Annotated in this window: 18 protein-coding genes; 6 read left to right on the forward strand and 12 right to left on the reverse strand. The window is 31.8% G+C overall.

Going from position 1 to position 17271, the window contains the following annotated elements; genetic code table 11:
* Nucleotides 1-210 precede the first annotated feature (210 nt).
* From IF125_RS08325 to proS, 6 genes are all read right to left on the reverse strand, one after another.
* A complete protein-coding gene (locus tag IF125_RS08325) occupies nt 211-588 on the reverse strand; it encodes a hypothetical protein (RefSeq protein ID WP_225542169.1) in 378 nt (125 codons plus the stop codon).
* Between the two features lie 4 nt (nt 589-592).
* Nucleotides 593-1531 (reverse strand): RHS repeat domain-containing protein, encoded by a 939-nt coding sequence (locus IF125_RS08330; protein WP_317197135.1) that lies wholly within the window; start codon nt 1529-1531, stop codon nt 593-595.
* A 164-nt stretch (nt 1532-1695) separates the two neighbouring features.
* Nucleotides 1696-2124 carry a hypothetical protein gene (locus tag IF125_RS08335; protein ID WP_225542170.1) on the reverse strand — a complete coding sequence of 143 codons (429 nt, stop codon included), beginning with the start codon at nt 2122-2124 and terminating at the stop codon, nt 1696-1698.
* Between the two features lie 57 nt (nt 2125-2181).
* Nucleotides 2182-2487: a hypothetical protein gene (locus IF125_RS08340; protein ID WP_225542202.1), complete on the reverse strand. Its 306-nt coding sequence runs from the start codon at nt 2485-2487 to the stop codon at nt 2182-2184.
* A 784-nt stretch (nt 2488-3271) separates the two neighbouring features.
* Nucleotides 3272-4246 carry an RHS repeat domain-containing protein gene (locus IF125_RS08345; protein ID WP_394369883.1) on the reverse strand — a complete coding sequence of 325 codons (975 nt, stop codon included), beginning with the start codon at nt 4244-4246 and terminating at the stop codon, nt 3272-3274.
* Between the two features lie 970 nt (nt 4247-5216).
* Nucleotides 5217-6695, reverse strand: a complete 1479-nt coding sequence (gene proS, locus IF125_RS08350) for a proline--tRNA ligase (RefSeq protein WP_188319204.1) — start codon at nt 6693-6695, stop codon at nt 5217-5219.
* Nucleotides 6696-6798: 103 nt separating this feature from the next.
* Here proS and IF125_RS08355 point away from each other — a divergent pair, with 103 nt between their 5' ends.
* Together IF125_RS08355 and IF125_RS08360 are read left to right on the forward strand one after the other, a co-directional pair.
* Nucleotides 6799-8103, forward strand: coding sequence for a hypothetical protein (locus IF125_RS08355; protein ID WP_225542171.1), 1305 nt, complete (start codon nt 6799-6801; stop codon nt 8101-8103).
* 20 nt (nt 8104-8123) lie between these two features.
* Nucleotides 8124-9515, forward strand: a complete 1392-nt coding sequence (locus IF125_RS08360) for an OmpP1/FadL family transporter (protein ID WP_225542172.1) — start codon at nt 8124-8126, stop codon at nt 9513-9515.
* Between the two features lie 80 nt (nt 9516-9595).
* On the opposite strand, the gene IF125_RS08365 is transcribed toward IF125_RS08360, so the two are convergent.
* Nucleotides 9596-10348 (reverse strand): head GIN domain-containing protein, encoded by a 753-nt coding sequence (locus IF125_RS08365; protein ID WP_225539846.1) that lies wholly within the window; start codon nt 10346-10348, stop codon nt 9596-9598.
* Between the two features lie 113 nt (nt 10349-10461).
* Here IF125_RS08365 and IF125_RS08370 point away from each other — a divergent pair, with 113 nt between their 5' ends.
* The 4 genes from IF125_RS08370 (at nt 10462) to IF125_RS08385 (ending at nt 13072) form a co-directional block, all read left to right on the forward strand.
* Entirely contained in the window at nt 10462-11226 is a 765-nt protein-coding gene (locus IF125_RS08370; protein WP_225542173.1) for an exodeoxyribonuclease III, read from the forward strand.
* A gap of 10 nt (nt 11227-11236) precedes the next feature.
* Complete coding sequence (locus IF125_RS08375) at nt 11237-11752, forward strand: hypothetical protein (RefSeq protein WP_188319208.1); 516 nt, start codon at nt 11237-11239, stop codon at nt 11750-11752.
* Nucleotides 11753-11832: 80 nt separating this feature from the next.
* Nucleotides 11833-12306, forward strand: coding sequence for a GNAT family N-acetyltransferase (locus IF125_RS08380; protein WP_225542174.1), 474 nt, complete (start codon nt 11833-11835; stop codon nt 12304-12306).
* 115 nt (nt 12307-12421) lie between these two features.
* Nucleotides 12422-13072, forward strand: coding sequence for a peptidase associated/transthyretin-like domain-containing protein (locus IF125_RS08385; protein ID WP_225542175.1), 651 nt, complete (start codon nt 12422-12424; stop codon nt 13070-13072).
* A gap of 156 nt (nt 13073-13228) precedes the next feature.
* Here the strand turns inward: IF125_RS08385 and IF125_RS08390 are convergent, their stop codons facing one another.
* From IF125_RS08390 to IF125_RS08410, 5 genes are all read right to left on the reverse strand, one after another.
* Nucleotides 13229-13753: a DUF4136 domain-containing protein gene (locus IF125_RS08390; RefSeq protein ID WP_225542176.1), complete on the reverse strand. Its 525-nt coding sequence runs from the start codon at nt 13751-13753 to the stop codon at nt 13229-13231.
* 67 nt (nt 13754-13820) lie between these two features.
* Nucleotides 13821-14336, reverse strand: coding sequence for an NUDIX domain-containing protein (locus tag IF125_RS08395; protein ID WP_225542177.1), 516 nt, complete (start codon nt 14334-14336; stop codon nt 13821-13823).
* A gap of 17 nt (nt 14337-14353) precedes the next feature.
* Nucleotides 14354-15241: a site-specific tyrosine recombinase XerD gene (xerD, locus tag IF125_RS08400; protein WP_171621861.1), complete on the reverse strand. Its 888-nt coding sequence runs from the start codon at nt 15239-15241 to the stop codon at nt 14354-14356.
* Nucleotides 15242-16825 carry a S41 family peptidase gene (locus tag IF125_RS08405; protein WP_171621860.1) on the reverse strand — a complete coding sequence of 528 codons (1584 nt, stop codon included), beginning with the start codon at nt 16823-16825 and terminating at the stop codon, nt 15242-15244.
* A complete protein-coding gene (locus IF125_RS08410; RefSeq protein WP_171621859.1) occupies nt 16826-17269 on the reverse strand; it encodes a deoxycytidylate deaminase in 444 nt (147 codons plus the stop codon). It lies immediately after the preceding gene.
* Nucleotides 17270-17271 lie beyond the last annotated feature (2 nt).

Raw genomic sequence — 17271 nt, forward strand, 5'->3', positions numbered from 1 at the left:
ATTGAGTAAAATTATTTTATAGTTAATTAATTGTTTTTGTGAGTATTGTGTAAAAACAACACATTTGGAACACTACCGATGAAAACACAAGGAATTTCCACTGATTTATAAAACTGATAAAATAACAAAAGGCAAACCACAGTTTGCCTTTTGTGCTATTGTTAATGTTGGGTTGGAATTTTACCAACACATCTGATACACTTTCCTACCTTATCTTTTAATAATTTTTTTCCAAGGTATAATGGATAAAATAAAAATTCCACTTATTATTAATAATCTATTTTTATCTCTTTTTAGTCCATCTGGCATGTAAAAATAATCAAACTGATCGTTGTAGTTTAGCATTATTTTAGAACCAATAGGGTATTTTTCACATGTAGCTATTGATAATCTAATATAATATATCTTATTATTATATTTAATATGTACAGATGATCCTCCTTTTGATTTTTTACATCCTTGTTCTATTACAGAATAAGCTTTTAATGTAGCTATATTTTCTAATTTTGTATTTTGATTGTAAAAAAATAAGGTGTATAAAAAGCCTAAAACAGTACAAATTGTTAAAATATATTGATTTTTATACATAAAATTATTCTTGTGTTACATTACCTACCGTTATAGTAACTTTTTTCTTTTCTTCTGGTGTTGTTTTAAATAAATCTATATTCTGTAGAGCTTCAGAACCACCTGCTTTATATGCGTCATTTACTATTTTTACACCAGAATAAGCTTTTGTATAATTTTCATAAGCTTTTTTGTTTTCAGCAAATTTTCGTTTGTTTCTAGCTCTTGTATTTCTACTTCTGTTAGAATCATTTTGCATTCTATTTTTAAAGCGATTCATCTTTTCTGCGCTGATATTCATTTTTTTTGCAAGCTTATTCTCTAATTTATCAACATATTTTAGAGGTATAAATTTACCAATTCCTGCTTCAAGCAATCCGCCTGTAATTGATTTCCAAATATCAAACTCTCCTTTTTCGGCATAATCTGTAGCGGCATTTTCTATAGTTCCTACTAAAACATCTACACCAAAATCTATAGTTTTTATAATTGCTTGTTTTCCTATACCACTTGTAGCTACTTTAGTTAATGCGCTTATTCCTCCAGTAGCAAAACCAGAAGCACCAGAAATTGCTAAAGACCAACCGCTAATATCTGTTAAAGAAGTTTTAAAGTTTTTACCTTCTAAAAAATAGTTGACTCCAACTTGTGTTACATAATCAGAAAAGATACCTATAATAGCTCCTACAGGTCCAGGCATTTCTCCATCTTCATCTATAAAAGATATAGGGTCGTTATAAGCATAAGTATAAGGAGACCATTCAACCATATATTCACTTGCAGGATCATGAACTCCCCAACGTCCGATTGCAGGGTCATAATTTCTTGCTTCAAAATCATAAAGATTAAGCCCTAATTCCTCTTGTAACTCTTTACCGTTGTATTTGTACTTATAGTTATCTGAACCTGAACCTAAACTTCCAATACCTACACCAATTTCTACATTACCTACTTCTCCTATTATACTTTTTTGAGGTTTATTATACCCTCTATGTTGTAATCCAAACGGATAATAATGATCTTCGTTTACGGTTTTTAATTTACTGTTTACATTGTCCCACGCATAACTTACGCGGACACTCGCTTCACTCGGGTCATTTCACGAAAAACTTTATTAAAGTTTTTCATTCATGAATCAAAATGATCGGTCATGTTGTAGACGTAATTGTAACCTACTGCTCCTGCTGTTATCGCATTGACATAACCTTCTGCTGTTGGGAAAAACTGCAATACACCATCTTTATACTGAAATCCGTCTAGATACTCTGTTGTGCTTACAGTAGTTCCGTCTGTTACAACTTTATTCAACTTTACACCTGCTCCATTGTAGGTATAATTGATCTTTTTGGACGTATTCCAAAGAACTTCTGTAGGTAAATTTAAGAAATTATAGGTAATTCCTGCTATTCCTTTGTTTAAATCTTTGGTTAGATTCCCGTTGACATCATACGTATAATCGTTTCCTGTTTTGTTTCCATCGTTGAAGCCTAAAGTTAGAGATGAATCGGTTACCTTCTGTAACTTATTACTTTTATTTGCATTTTCATAATCATACACTGTACGTTGTCAAAATGATTTGGACACCTCTTTCTAAAAATTAAGAGAGTGTTTGGTTTATAAATTTATTATTTTTTCTTGAAAATACAACTGCCTTCTTTTTGCAATTGTTTGTTGTTTAATAATTGCTCTTTGTTCCAAAATTTTATCTGCTCTACCAAAATAAACATCCGAAGGTGTAAGGTTGTTCAAAGCCTCATAACACCTACAATTGTTATAATTTTCTACACTCGTTTTTTGAAAATTTTTACATTTATAGTGTTGGTTTCCATTCTTCGTTTTACCGTGTTTAATTAATTTAGTGATCAATTGGAACACATTTTTGCTTGATTTTCTATCGTAAAAGTTGATTTTGTCATACATTGTTAATGATAAATTGTGTTAAAATTTTCTACCAACACATCTAATACACAAACTTATCAAATGAATTGACTTTAGCTGTTTTAAACGCATAAAAATACCCAATAGTAGAGATTAGTCCACTATTGAGTAAAATTATTTTATAGTTAATTAATTGTTTTTGTGAGTATTGTGTAAAAACAACACATTTGGAACACTACCTTTGTGTTATTGTGAATTTGTATTTGAAATAATACTACTGGAATAGAATTCTCTATATCCACTTAACAAGAATAATAAGAAATATATTATCTCAAAATTATTTGACTTATTCATGTTAAAAGAAGAATACAATATAATTATAACTATTATAAAAATTCTTCCATAAAAAGAATTTAATTTTATGTTATATTTTTTTTGTTTTTTCTTTATTAAATAAAAAAAGAACAATACTAATATCTGTATTAAAAAAGAATAAATTAAAATTTTAATACTTAAATATTCTTGAGTGATTGGATTTTCTATTTTTAAGATATATTTTATATATAGACATAAAATCATTAGATACAAAAAATTATATGAAAACAATGTTAAAGAATATTCATTTTTATATTTTATTAAAAATTTGTAACATACGTTAATTAATAGCATGATGATTAATATAATAGATATATTATTAACATGGCTACTGTTTTCAATTAATGATTTATTTTCAATATATAGAGAATAATAATAAAATATATTTTTTATTAAAAAACTCGACATTAATATACAAATTATAAATTTTAATACTTTCCAGAATTTCATATTATCTCGTTGTTGAAGTTGTTCCAAAAGATTTTACAGGAGTGTTATTAAATTTAAGAATATTACCATTTTCATATATCTGCCTAATTCCTGAATAATCCTTATAACTATGCATTAATTTTCCTGTATTAGAAAATATGCCCATTTCTGTATATGAAGATTTATTGTATGCGGTTTTTATACGTTTATTTGATAATCCTCTAAAATCAACACCATTAATTTCGCCAGTAAAAATATTTGAAGATATCGTTCCATTCCATGAGTATATGGAATAAGTACTGATATTGACATTTCTTTCTTTAATTACATATTTACCAGACATTAATTTATCAACAATAGCTTTAATAGATTCACTTGGTAAATCTTCAAGACCAAACATTTTTATTATATTATCAAATATAAATGATTGTCCTTTCTCTATTAAGTATTGTGATTGTTTATCATCAACCCATTCAGAAGTATATAATTTATGAGATTTTTTATCAATATAATCAAGACCTATATTATACGCACCTCCTTTACCATCAACACATGTTGTTTCTTCATTCCAAAATTTCATACCTCTCATTTGAGGTTTAGAAGGTTTTATATCTTTGCAATCATTACATTTTGAAGTATCTCCATTTCGTTCATTTGTAAATGTACTATCACCGTTATTATTCCATGTATCTCCATTTTGAGATTTATTATATAAATCATTTAACCAACTAGTAGCATCTCCTCCACTAGGGTCTGCCCAATAAACTGGATTATTATCAAAAGCAATATAAGGAGACATAGAATGATGTACAACGGGATCTTGAACAACCCATCTTGCAATAGTAGGATCATATTGTCGCATGTCCATAGCGTACATATTCAATCCCAATTCCTCTTGCAGTTCTTTGCCGTTGTATTTGTACTTATAGTTATCTGAACCTGAACCTAAACTTCCAATACCTACACCAATTTCTACATTACCTACTTCTCCTATTATACTTTTTTGAGGTTTATTATACCCTCTATGTTGTAATCCAAACGGATAATAATGATCTTCGTTTACGGTTTTTAATTTACTATTGACATCGTCCCACGCATAACTTACGCGTACACTCGCTTCACTCGGGTCATTTCACGAAAAACTTTATTAAAGTTTTTCATTCATGAATCAAAATGATCAGTATAATTGTACACATAATTAAATGCTGTACCATTGGTCACATTAACATATCCTTCTGCTGTTGGGAAAAACTGTAATACATTGTTTTGGTACTGAAAACCACCTAAATAATCGGTTGTAGTAATGGTAGTCCCATCTGTTACGATTTTTCTTAACTTTACACCACTTGCATCGTAGGTATAATTGATCTTTTTGGATGCATTCCAAAGAACTTCTGTTGGTAAATTTAAGAAATTATAGGTAATTTTTGTTATTCCTTTGTTTAAATCTTTCCTTTCTTCGCTCTACCATAGTTAATTATAACAATTAGAACAGTTTTTGTTTGAGAATTTATTGGAAAATTTGTTCAATTAATTTTAATAAAAGATTGATAGAAATCGACCATAATATACTATATTTATCACTCAGCTTCAATGAATTAGAAACGCTTCTATTTTTTCAAGATTCTTTCAATTCGATTGCTTACATTCATCCTTCTATAACGCCTTTATACTACCTCTATAGTGCGTTTTTATCGCATCTATACCGAATAAATAGGGAGGTTTATTCGGTCTAAGTGGGAGGGTACTCGCATAAAACGTTGAAGAATGAATACATATTACTCTAAAAAAAGGAAACTTCATTTCCAAAATATTTAAGAGTATCCAGATTCAAGGAATTTATTTTAAACGTGTTAAAAACTAAAAAAAATAGTTTTCCTACTACAGCAATTACATCAGAATAACATAAGACAAAATAAAAAAAGAAGCTATTTATAGCTTCTTTTTTTATTAGTAAGATTTAATTTTTAGTACGCTTTCGCATATAAAACTCTGTATTTTGCAGGTTTTCCAGAGAAAACATCCACTCCTTCTGTTGGTATTTCGAACGCTTGAGGAATACAACGAATAGTTGCTTTTGTTGCATTTTTCACTGCTTCTTCCGTTTCTTCTGTTCCATCCCATAAGGCAGAAACAAAACCTCCTTTTTGCTCGATAATATCTTTAAATTCTTCGAAAGTTGAAGCTTCTGTTGTATGCGTATCGCGGAAGTCTACTGCACGTTGGAATAAATTATTTTGAATATCTTCTAATAATTTTTCTACCTCTGTTGAAACATGATCTAAAGCAATAAATTGTTTTTCTAACGTATCACGGCGCGCTACCTCAACATGACCTTTTTCTAAATCTTTTGGACCTATTGCAATTCGTACAGGAACACCTTTCAGTTCGTATTCAGCAAATTTCCATCCTGGTTTCGTTTTATCATCATCATCAAATTTGATTGAAATTCCTTTCGATTTCAATTCTGACGTAAATTTATCAACCACTTGACGAATCTCTTCTAATTGTTCTTCAGTTTTATAAATTGGAACAACCACCACTTGAATTGGTGCCAATTTCGGAGGTAAAACCAATCCTAAATCGTCAGAATGAGTCATAATTAATGCCCCCATCAAACGAGTAGAAACACCCCAAGAAGTTGCCCAAACATACTCTTGTTTACCTTCTTTACTTGCAAATTTCACATCAAATGCTTTCGCAAAATTTTGACCTAAAAAGTGAGAAGTTCCCGCTTGTAAGGCTTTACCATCTTGCATCAATGCTTCGATTGTATACGTATCATCAGCACCAGCAAAACGTTCAGAATCTGATTTTCTACCTTTTACAACTGGAATAGCCATAAAATTCTCTACCACATCAGCATACACTTCCTGCATTTGTTGTGCTTCTGCAATTGCTTCTTCTTGTGTTTCGTGAGCAGTATGTCCTTCTTGCCATAAAAATTCAGCTGTTCTTAAAAATAAGCGTGTACGCATTTCCCAACGAACAACATTTGCCCATTGATTAATTAAGATTGGTAAATCACGATACGATTGTATCCAACCTTTGTAAGTACTCCAAATGATTGCTTCGGAAGTCGGACGAACAATTAATTCTTCTTCTAACTTTGCTTCGGGATCCACGATCAATTTTCCTTTGTTATCTGGATCATTTTTTAATCGATAATGTGTAACAACTGCACACTCTTTTGCAAAACCTTCTGCATTTTTTTCTTCGGCCTCGAATAAACTTTTAGGAACAAATAAGGGGAAATAAGCATTTTGATGACCAGTTTCTTTAAATCTTTTGTCTAGTTCTGCTTGTAGTTTTTCCCAAATAGCATATCCGTATGGTTTAATCACCATACAACCTCTAACCTTCGAATTTTCAGCTAGATTCGCTTTTACAACAAGCTCATTGTACCACTTAGAATAATCCTCAGCACGAGTTGTTAATTTTGCCATAATCTTTTATATTTGTTGATAAGTTTCGTATCTTTACTTGGCATTATTATTGCCATTAAATTTATGCAAATTTAATTATTACAAACGATGTAAATTTATAATTATGAACAAAGTTTATAAAATTTCTAATAAAATTTCTTCAACTACTCTATTACTGGTAGCCGCGTTAGGAATTTCTTCTTGTTCGACTTATCAACCAAGTGGTTACGAAAGCGACGGTGTTTATTACAACCCGAAAACAGATAAAACATATCAACAAGCTCAACCACAAGACGATAATGAACAAGATAATCCTGGAGAAATAAAAATTGGTAGTCCATACTTTGATGCCGAAGGAAATGGAGCAGAGCAATTTTATTACCAAGATGATTTGGATAGTACACAAAATGGTACTTCTGAAAAATCGACAACAAAAGTTAAAATTAACGGATACGATTTAGGTGGATACAACTATTTCGGAAACAATGATTATACGCTTTCACTAAGCGGAACTAACAGTTATAATTGGGGAAGAAATGACGGTGTAGAAATTAACATTTGGAACAACTATCCTTGGTACAGCTATGGCTGGGGTGGATTTTATAATCCATATCGTTGGGGTTATTATAACCCTTGGTATGGCGGATGGTACGGAAATGGATTTGGGATCTCATTCGGTTGGGGTTGGAGCAGCCCTTGGTACAATGGTTACTACGGATGGGGTTGGAACAGACCTTACTATTCAGGATATTATGGATGGAATAATTGGTATGGATATCCTGGTTACTATGGTAATGGATATTATGGATACTATCGTCCAAGAGGGATTTATTCTCAGCCAGGATATAGAAACGGAGGTCGTTTTAATAACTCAATCAATTCAACACGTCCAATAGGAAGTTACGGAAGAGGAAATGTCTCTAACGGAATTCGACCTTCAAGAGTTAGTAATATTAACGGTTCTGCAACTCGTCCTACTCGTGAAGTGAGACCAGGAAGTACAAGTACTGTTCGAGAAACTCGTCCAACAAGAGAAGTTAGACCTACTGTTAATCAAGGACAAAATAACACAACTCGTCCAACTCGTGAAGTAAGACCAACGATCAATCAAGGACAAATAAACAATACACGTCCAACAAGAGAAGTTAGACCTTCTGTTAATCAGGGACAAAATAACACAACTCGTCCAACTCGTGAAGTAAGACCAGCTCAAACACAGCAACCAACATACAACACAAGACCAACGAGAGAAGCACAACAATATCAACAACCAAGTAGAAGTTACGACAGAGGAAGTATGAATAACTCTCGTCCTTCATACTCAACTCCCGCTCCAAGTAGAGGAAGTAGCATGAGCAGCGGAAGCATGGGAGGTGGATCTCGTGGAAGCATGGGAGGCGGAGGCTCTCGTGGTGGAGGAAGAAGATAATTTGATTTAGATAATTAATAATGAAAAAAATAATTACAAGCCTTTGCACCTTAATTGGTGCATTTGCTTTTGCACAACAAGGTACAGGTTACGACACTCAGTACTCTACAAACGCAATTAATTTATACTCTCAAGATATCAATAGTGGAAATGCCAAATATATTGGTGTTGGTGGAGCTGTTGGAGCTTTAGGAAGTGATATAAACTCTGTAGAACAAAACCCTGCAGGATTAGGTGTTGCAATTAATTCTGATGTACAATTTACAGCTGGAGTTTCTACATTTAACAACACAACTACTTTTGGAACAAAAATAAAAGAATCTGATAGTAATTTTGATTTTCAACAATTCGGAGGAACATTTGTTTTCGAAAACCCTGGTTCTAAATGGAACAGGTTTTCTGTTGGAGTAGCTTTTCTTAATCAACGCTTAGACAATTATTCAACAATTGGCACGAACGAAGGGATTAAATTTAATAATCCTGATGGAACTTTTAATGGTTACATTAAAGATATTGACGGATACAAATCTAAATTCTCGGTTAATTTAGGTACAAGTTATGATGATAAAATCTATTTAGGTGCAGGATTAAATTTTCATGAAACAAATTATTCAGGATTTGAACAATATGCCGAACGTGATGATAACAATGGTCAAACCTATGTTTATAACGCAGATGGTGCACCTTATAGTGAAATAGGACAAGGCTTTTCGTTCTCTTTAGGAGCTATTTACAAAGTGAACCACAATGTACGTTTAGGAGCAGCTTATCATTCTCCTGTTTGGTACAATGTTGCTGAAGATTATTATGCTGCAAACTTTAACAATGATGGAGCAGTTGATTCTTACTATATGTATTCTTCAGATTATGACATGACTCGTGGTGGGCGTTTAGTAGGAAGTTTAGGTTTTGTTGTGGGTAAAAACTTATCAATTGGTGCTGATTATACGTACCACATGAATAACGACACAAAATTAAAACCTTCTCAATATTTCAATAATACAAACAACTTCATCAATGATTTTGTAAAGAACTCGAGCGAAGTTAGAGTTGGTGCAGAGTATCGTGTAGATCGTTTCAAAGTAAGAGCCGGATACAACTATGTCACTTCTCCTTACAAAGATTTCTCTATCGATTTAGCAAATGAAAACAATGTGGTAACAAACGCTGCTGTTTTATCTAAAGCTTTTCAAGGAGATATTAACCGTGCAAGTTTTGGTTTAGGATACGATTTTGGAGGATTCTATATTGACGCTGCTTATCAATACCAAACTCAAAAATACCAACAGTTAATAGGTGGAACAGATTATATTGACACAAGCTACAATTTTGTTTCTTTACCTAATACATATGCCCCAAAAGTTAAATTAGACAACAATTTATTCTTGTTGACATTAGGTTGGCAGTTTTAATATAAAACATTTAAAAGCATAAAAAATCGGATGAAATTCATCCGATTTTTTTATGCTAATATTTTACATTTATAAAAGACTTACATCTTTTTTATTGAAGACATTCCAGAAGTACTTACTTTCGTTTTCAATCCATTTTCATCTACATAGCGAACAGAACTTGCTCCAGAACTATCGGCAGTCAAGCTATTCACAGCCCAAACAGTTGTTGAACTTGCTCCAGAACAATCTACTGTTACATTTGCAGCTTTAAGCTCTTTTCCAATAAACGATGATGCTCCCGAAACAGAGATGTTTAAATCCTGTACATTTCCAGTAATTTTCATGCTTGAAGCGCCAGAATTATCAACAGAAATAGAATTAGAAACTACATCTAATTTCAAATTACTTGCTCCCGATAAATCTACTGCTAATTTTTCTACTTTTTGGGTTGGAATAACGGTTACATTCGTTGCACCAGAAAGATTGAATGAACGTAATTTTTTATGTGGAAAGTTAACTTTAATCGTAGCATTTTTCAGATTAACAGTACCTTTAATTTTAATCACTAAAATACCTTTTTCTACTTCGGTTACAATTCTATCCAAGATATTATCTGGGGCTTCAACAGAAATTTCGCCATCATAATTACCATCAGAAACCGTTACATTTATTGCACTACTGACATCAATTCCTTCAAAAGAAGAAATTTTTCGTATCTCTTTGATCGTATTATCACTTGCTTCTGCACGATCTAAATAATTAGAAGCAGGAGATTTAGAATTTAAATCTACCGAACAACTCGCTAATCCAAACGAACTGACTATTAAAATAGGAAGAACAATGTATTTCATATTGATGCTTTTTATTATTAAGACGTATTAATTTCTAAAAAGTTACAAAAAATATTCACTTTATTTATCATTCTAAATCAATCCGTCATAAATATTTATTAATTTCGCTTTCTATGAAAATCATCAGTTACAATGTAAATGGAATTCGCGCTGCGATAACCAAAGGTTTGGTTGATTGGTTAGAAGCCGCACAACCAGATGTTTTTTGTATTCAAGAAACAAAAGCGATGCAAGAACAAGTAGACACAAAACCCTTCGAGGATTTGGGCTACCATATTTATTGGCATGCTGCAGAGAAAAAAGGATATAGCGGTGTCGCAATTTTTTCTAAAATAAAACCTAATCACGTACAAATCGGAACTGGAATAGATTATATTGACAGAGAAGGACGTGTTTTGAGGCTTGACTTTGACAATGTTTCCGTCATTAGTTTATATTTACCAAGTGGAACTAATATTGAACGATTAGATTTTAAATTACAGTTTTGTGATGATTTTAAGGATTACATCAAAGAGCTTAAAATATCACATCCTAATTTAGTAATTTGTGGTGATTACAACATCTGTCACGAAGCAATTGATATTCATGATCCTGTTCGTAACGCAAAAGTTTCGGGATTTTTACCCATCGAAAGAGAATGGATGTCAGCTTTTATTGATGAGTGTAACATGATTGATTCTTTCCGATATTTTGTAAAAGAACCTCATCATTATTCATGGTGGTCTTATCGAGCAAATTCTCGTAACAATAATAAAGGTTGGAGAATAGATTACAATATGGTAAGTACTACTTTAGAAGAAAAAATGACGCGTGCTACAATTCTACCAGATGCAAAGCACTCGGATCATTGTCCTGTTTTATTAGAGTTAGACGTTTAAGATTATAGAAATGAAAAAAATTGTACTTTGTTGTTTTACCCTTTTCGCAATTACAAGTTGCGTACCTCAGAAACAACACCAAGAATTAGAAATTAATTACTACAAAGCTTTAGACGATCAGTCGAATACATCGAAAGAGTTGAAATTAGCAAATCTTAAAATAGAAACTCTTGAAAAAGATTTAGCTAAAACGAAGAGTGAGTTGCACATCAAAGATACCGCTTTATCGAATGCGCAATCTATGATTAGAATTGCTCAAAAAGAACACGATACGAATTTGCAAGAATTGTATTCAGCTTTAAATAGTACTGGAGAAAAATCTAAACTTTTCTATGCGCAATTAAACGAAAAAGAAAAGCAAGTTGCCGAATTAACGCAAAAAGTAAACGATTTAGATGCTAAGATTGATCAAAAAGATACAGAAATTTTCAATCTAAAAAGACAAATCTTGACACTGGAGATTAACCAAAAAGTTTCGGAAGCAACAGCAGCACCTCCAAAAACTAAAACACCGAATAAAAAGTAACTATAAAAGTCTTATCTGAATTGGTAAGACTTTTTTTATTCTCTAAATCGAATTAACTTTGCATCAACTAAAACGTTTTAATGAAAGTTATTTGCGAAACAAAAAGTTTGGTATTACGAGAGTTCTTCGAAATTGATGCGTTCGAATTATTTCAATTAAATTCGGACAAAGAATTGATGAAAATCGTTAATGAAAAACCTTATAAATCTGAAGAGGAAGCAAAGTTTTTTATAGAAAGCATGGAAAAACATTACCAAGAGCATGGTTTTGGTCTTTGGGGTGTGCATGAAAAAAAGAGCGGGCGATTTGTTGGATGGGGCGGTTTACGCCAAACTAAATATGGTCCTGTTATTAACATTCGTTTGAAACGTAAATTTCAGAACAAAGGTTATGGAACAGAAGTGCTAAATGCTATTGTAGATTACGCAAAAAATGAATTAAAATTGGATAAAATTGCTGCTAAAGCTAATGCGAATCAACCTGAAACATTGAAACTATTACAACAATCTAAACTTCAACAATCAGAGGAAAACGAATTGATTTTCAATTTATAAATAAAAAAATCTCTATTAATCACGAATTAGTATAAGTTAATCAGTTTTACATAAACATATAACGAAATTAAATAAATTATAGTATTTTTAAAATTAATTAAAAATCATAATGATTATGAAAAACACTTTATTAATTGGAGCTTTTCTACACCTTAGTTTTTTTATTAATGCTCAATATGTTGAACCCGAGAAATCTGTAAAGGATGCTCAATTAAAAAAGCAAACTGAGATTATTACTCAACCCAAAACAAAATTTGATTCTATAGCCACTAAAAATATGCTCGCAATTGGTAATGGAAAAATTACTGGAGTTGCATTTACAAGAGCACGATCTAATTCTCATTTTGGTCTTAAAACAGGAAATAAAATATATGCAAATAAAATCAAAGTAATCTTATTTCCTGTAACACCTTATTTTAATGATTACTATACCTTATGGAAAGATAAAGCTAAACATAATCCAAAAAAAAATAGATTTGTTTATATGGAACCTGCTGCTTACAGATATAGAATAGAGGCTATTACCAATAGTAGTGGAGAATTTACATTTCCGAATATGAAACCTGGTAAGTATTATTTATATGGAACTTTAAATTATACTACAACTTTTTCAGGAAATCAATATACTGGAAGTGCATATAACGGATATGGAGGTAGAACAGATTATTATAAACCTTATGAATATTATAAAAATAGTAGCGAATTTCTTGAGTTATTTGTAGAAGTTAAATCTGACGGAGAAGAAGTAAAAGTTAAGCTAAAATGATATTGATAATTCGATCCTTGAATTAAATCATTTAAAAGAAGAAGTCTCACAACTTAATGATGTTAGGTAAAAATCTTCTATTTAAAACTTTACTCAGATTGGAGTCTAAGAAAAAACACAAAAGAGACTGTTTTCTCAAATTGTGATACAGTCTCTTTATTTCTTTTTCGGTGGAAACTTTTGTAATAACTTATTAACCCCTTTATGTATATTTGCTGCACGCGTTTCTGGAGAAGCCTTTAAAGGCATTTGAATTTTAAGTGTTCCTTCCCATACCAATCGACCAGCATTAGTCATCGAAATCATAAAGTTTTGATTTAACTTTTGTGAGGTAATCGGAATCCCGACAGAAACTCCTCCACCAAAACCGTAACCACCTGTTCCCATACCGATACCTACATCAGAATTTTGTTGTGTCGAAACGAATTCTTCTGGTTTAATATCAACCATTAAATTCCCTTCATTGGTTTTCTGAAAACCTCTATACAACATTCCTTTTTCGATTGAAGAAAATAATCGAGCAGAATCTAAATCATTTAAACCTAAATCCACTGATTGAGAAAACGTATAGGTCTTGTTCTGTTCAAAGTTAAAATTTCGGTCATAATCAACCGCTACATTTTGCGTACTACATGAAACTATTGTTAGGAAAATAGCACTTAATAAAAGTATTTTTTTCATTGTTTATTTTTTTAAGATGTGAAGTTGAAATGTTATTTTTAAATGTTTCAATATCACATTATGTTAGTTATTTCAAAGAATTTATATACGTTTCAACTACTTTTCGTAATGAATCAAAACCGATATCATTTAAATTAATATCCTTAATAGCAATCCATTTTACAGCTGCAATTTCTTCTTTTTCAAGAATAATATCTTCGTCAGGAAAATCAGCAATAAAAGCTAAATCACACGTCTTATAAGGGATTCCCTTGTATTCGTAATCATTGGGTTGTGAAATAAAATAGTTGAATTTTTCGATTGGAATTGTAATTCCTAACTCCTCCTCTATCTCGCGCTGGCATGTTCTTTCTGCCGATTCATCAGGATCTGTAAACCCTCCTGCCAAATCTAACATTCCTTTCTTTGGCTCTTTATTACGAACGGTAAATAAAATCTTATCTTCTCTTATTAGAATAACTGCCACAGCCGCAGCTACGTTTTGATAATAAACTAAATCGCAGTTGTTGCATGTCATTTTTCTAAAATCAAAGTGATTGATTGCATGTCCACAGTTGGGACAAAATTTGAATGATTTTATCATCTTATTTAGGTTGATGGTTATTTATTTCTTGGATGAAATTTGATAATCGCATCTCGAATAAATTCTTGATCAACATGCGTATAAATTTCTGTCGTCGTAATACTTTCATGTCCTAACATCAGCTGAATTGCACGAAGATCTGCTCCATTTTTTAATAAATGAGTGGCAAAAGAATGACGAAATGTATGTGGACTAATTGTCTTTTTAACTCCAGCAATTATCGACAACTCTTTTACAATTGTAAAAATCATGACACGTGTTAGATTTTTCCCTCGTCTATTTAGGAATAAAAAATCTTCGTATCCAACTTGAATAGGAATATGAATACGAATACTATCCTTGTACAAGTTAATATATTTTATCGTATAATCGCTTATCGGAACAAGTCTTTGTTTGTTTCCTTTTCCTATGACACGAATAAAACCATCGTCAAAAAAAAGATCAGAAATTTTAAGATTAATCAATTCCGAAACACGTAAACCACAACCATATAGCACTTCTATAATAGCACGATTTCGCTGTCCTTCTGGTTTTGATAAATCAATTACTTCGATCATTTTATCAATTTCTTTTTCTGATAGTACATCAGGAAGTTTCATTCCTATTTTTGGTGTTTCGAGTAAAGAAGTTGGATTATCTTCTCTAAAATCTTCAAGTTGTAAGTAACCAAAGAAACTTTTCAGGCCAGATATTACACGTGCTTGCGAACGAACGCTATAATCGCTCGAGGCAAAATCGTGCACAAAATCCCTCAAATCATCTTGTGAATAATCTAATGGTTGTTTATCCGAATAATTAATTAATTTTTGAATATCGCGTAGATAACCTTCAATCGTATTGTCAGAAACTCTTTTTTCTAATTTCAGATACATTTGATAGTCATACAAAGCATCTTTCCACAGCATTTACTTCATTATTTTTTCAAGTTCAAAAATACGCTTTATCATTTCATCTTCGGGCATCCAAACTTGATAAAATGCACGCGAACCATATAAACTACCTGCGATTGTTGCTTTCATGTAGTTATCAACAGTTGTTGAAAACACAGGATTGAACTCATTAGAAGGAATTCCTAAAACACCTAAAAACTCATTTCTATACATTCCGGCACTAAAATATTTTAGAAAAATCGCCTCGTTATGAAACATAAAGAAATCGCGAATTGAATAGATTTTTTTAAATAAAAAATCATTAAAATAATTGGAGTCTTGGTTATAATACAGCCAATTTGATACAGAATTTGTATCTAAAGCAACAAATTCGTCAGGTATAATTCCACCGCCACCATACACTTTTTTACCAGATGGCGCTGTAAACTCTAACTCTTTATTGATTTTGATTGAATCTTTATTGTATAGCTCTCCTGACTTCAATCGTTTGTATAAGTCATCGCTGTATTTTGCTGTTTTCTTATCGAATGGTTTTTGGATAGATCGTCCCGAAGGTGTGTAATAATTAGCAACCGTTAACCGAACTTTTGTGTCATCACCTAAATTAATTTCGCGCTGCACCAAACCTTTACCAAAAGAGCGACGCCCCACAATAATTCCTCTTCCATAATCTTGTAAAGCTCCTGCAACAATCTCACTCGAAGAAGCCGAATTTTCATCCATTAAGACATAAATTTTACCTTCTTCAAAAAGACCTTTATTGGTTGCGTAAATGTATTTTTTTCGTTTTTGTTTGTCTTGTGTATAAACAATCAATTCATTTTTAGTCAGAAACTCATCCGCTATTTCTTCTGCAATATGCATCAAACCACCAGGATTACCTCGTAAATCGAATACCAAGGTTTGCATCCCTTGATCTAACAAATCATTTAAACCTTGATGAACTTCTTTAGCCGAATTTTCAGAAAAACGGGTTAATTTTAGATACCCAATTTCGTTTGTCAACATATGTTTTCCTGTAACAGTTGGCAACGGAACAATTGTCCGTTTTATCGAAATTGTAAGAGGTTTCTCCTCTCTAATCACAGAAAGTTTAACCTCAGTCCCTTTTTTACCTTTCAATAGATTTTCTATCGTTTTGTTATCTTTGCCAATTAACGACTGATTGTCTGCAGCTATTAATTGATCCCCAAATTGAAGTTTTCCAAAATTTGAAGTTCCAGGTAAAGTTCGTTCGATTACAATTGTATCATTCAACATTCGAAATTGCACACCAATCCCTACAAATTCACCTTTCAATTGTTCTTCAGCCTTTTGTACAGAAGCTTTGTCTATATATTTGCTGTGAGGATCTAATTTACCAACCATGTAGTTGATTGCATCATCCACTAAACTATCCGAATTAACATCGTTTACATATTCGTTGTCTATCAAAGAAACTAATCGACGAATTTTCTGTTCATTATCCGAATATTGCAAACCTACAATATCCTTGTTTTCATCGAACGCAAAGTCGTATTTTTTCCCAACCATAAATCCGATCAAGAAAATAATCAGTACGATTAATACGACATTAATAACTTTGAAAAAACTTCTCATTTACTTGTATAATTCTTCTTCTGTAATCTGTTGAATTGTTATTCCTGCTTTTTCTAAAAAATCTAACCCTGAAAGGTCTTTATATTGTTGAATGTAGACAATACGCTTTATACCTGCCTGTAAAATCAATTTGCTACAATCTGTACAAGGCGAAAGAGTAATGTACAAAGTTGCTCCTTCAGCAGATTGAGTTGACGTTGCACATTTCAGAATTGCATTTGCTTCAGCATGCAGAACATGCCATTTGGTGTTTCCTGCTTCGTCTTCACATTTGTTCTCGAATCCACTTGGTGTACCATTATAACCATCAGAAATAATCATTCGATTTTTAACAATAATTGCACCAACTTTTTTACGTTCACAATAGGATAAATTTGCCCACTCAAAAGCCATTTTAAGATAAGCTTTATCGTATCGTAATTGTTTGTCTAAATTTGTTTCCATTT

The organism is Empedobacter stercoris, from assembly GCF_020281205.1.
Lineage (GTDB): Bacteria > Bacteroidota > Bacteroidia > Flavobacteriales > Weeksellaceae > Empedobacter > Empedobacter stercoris.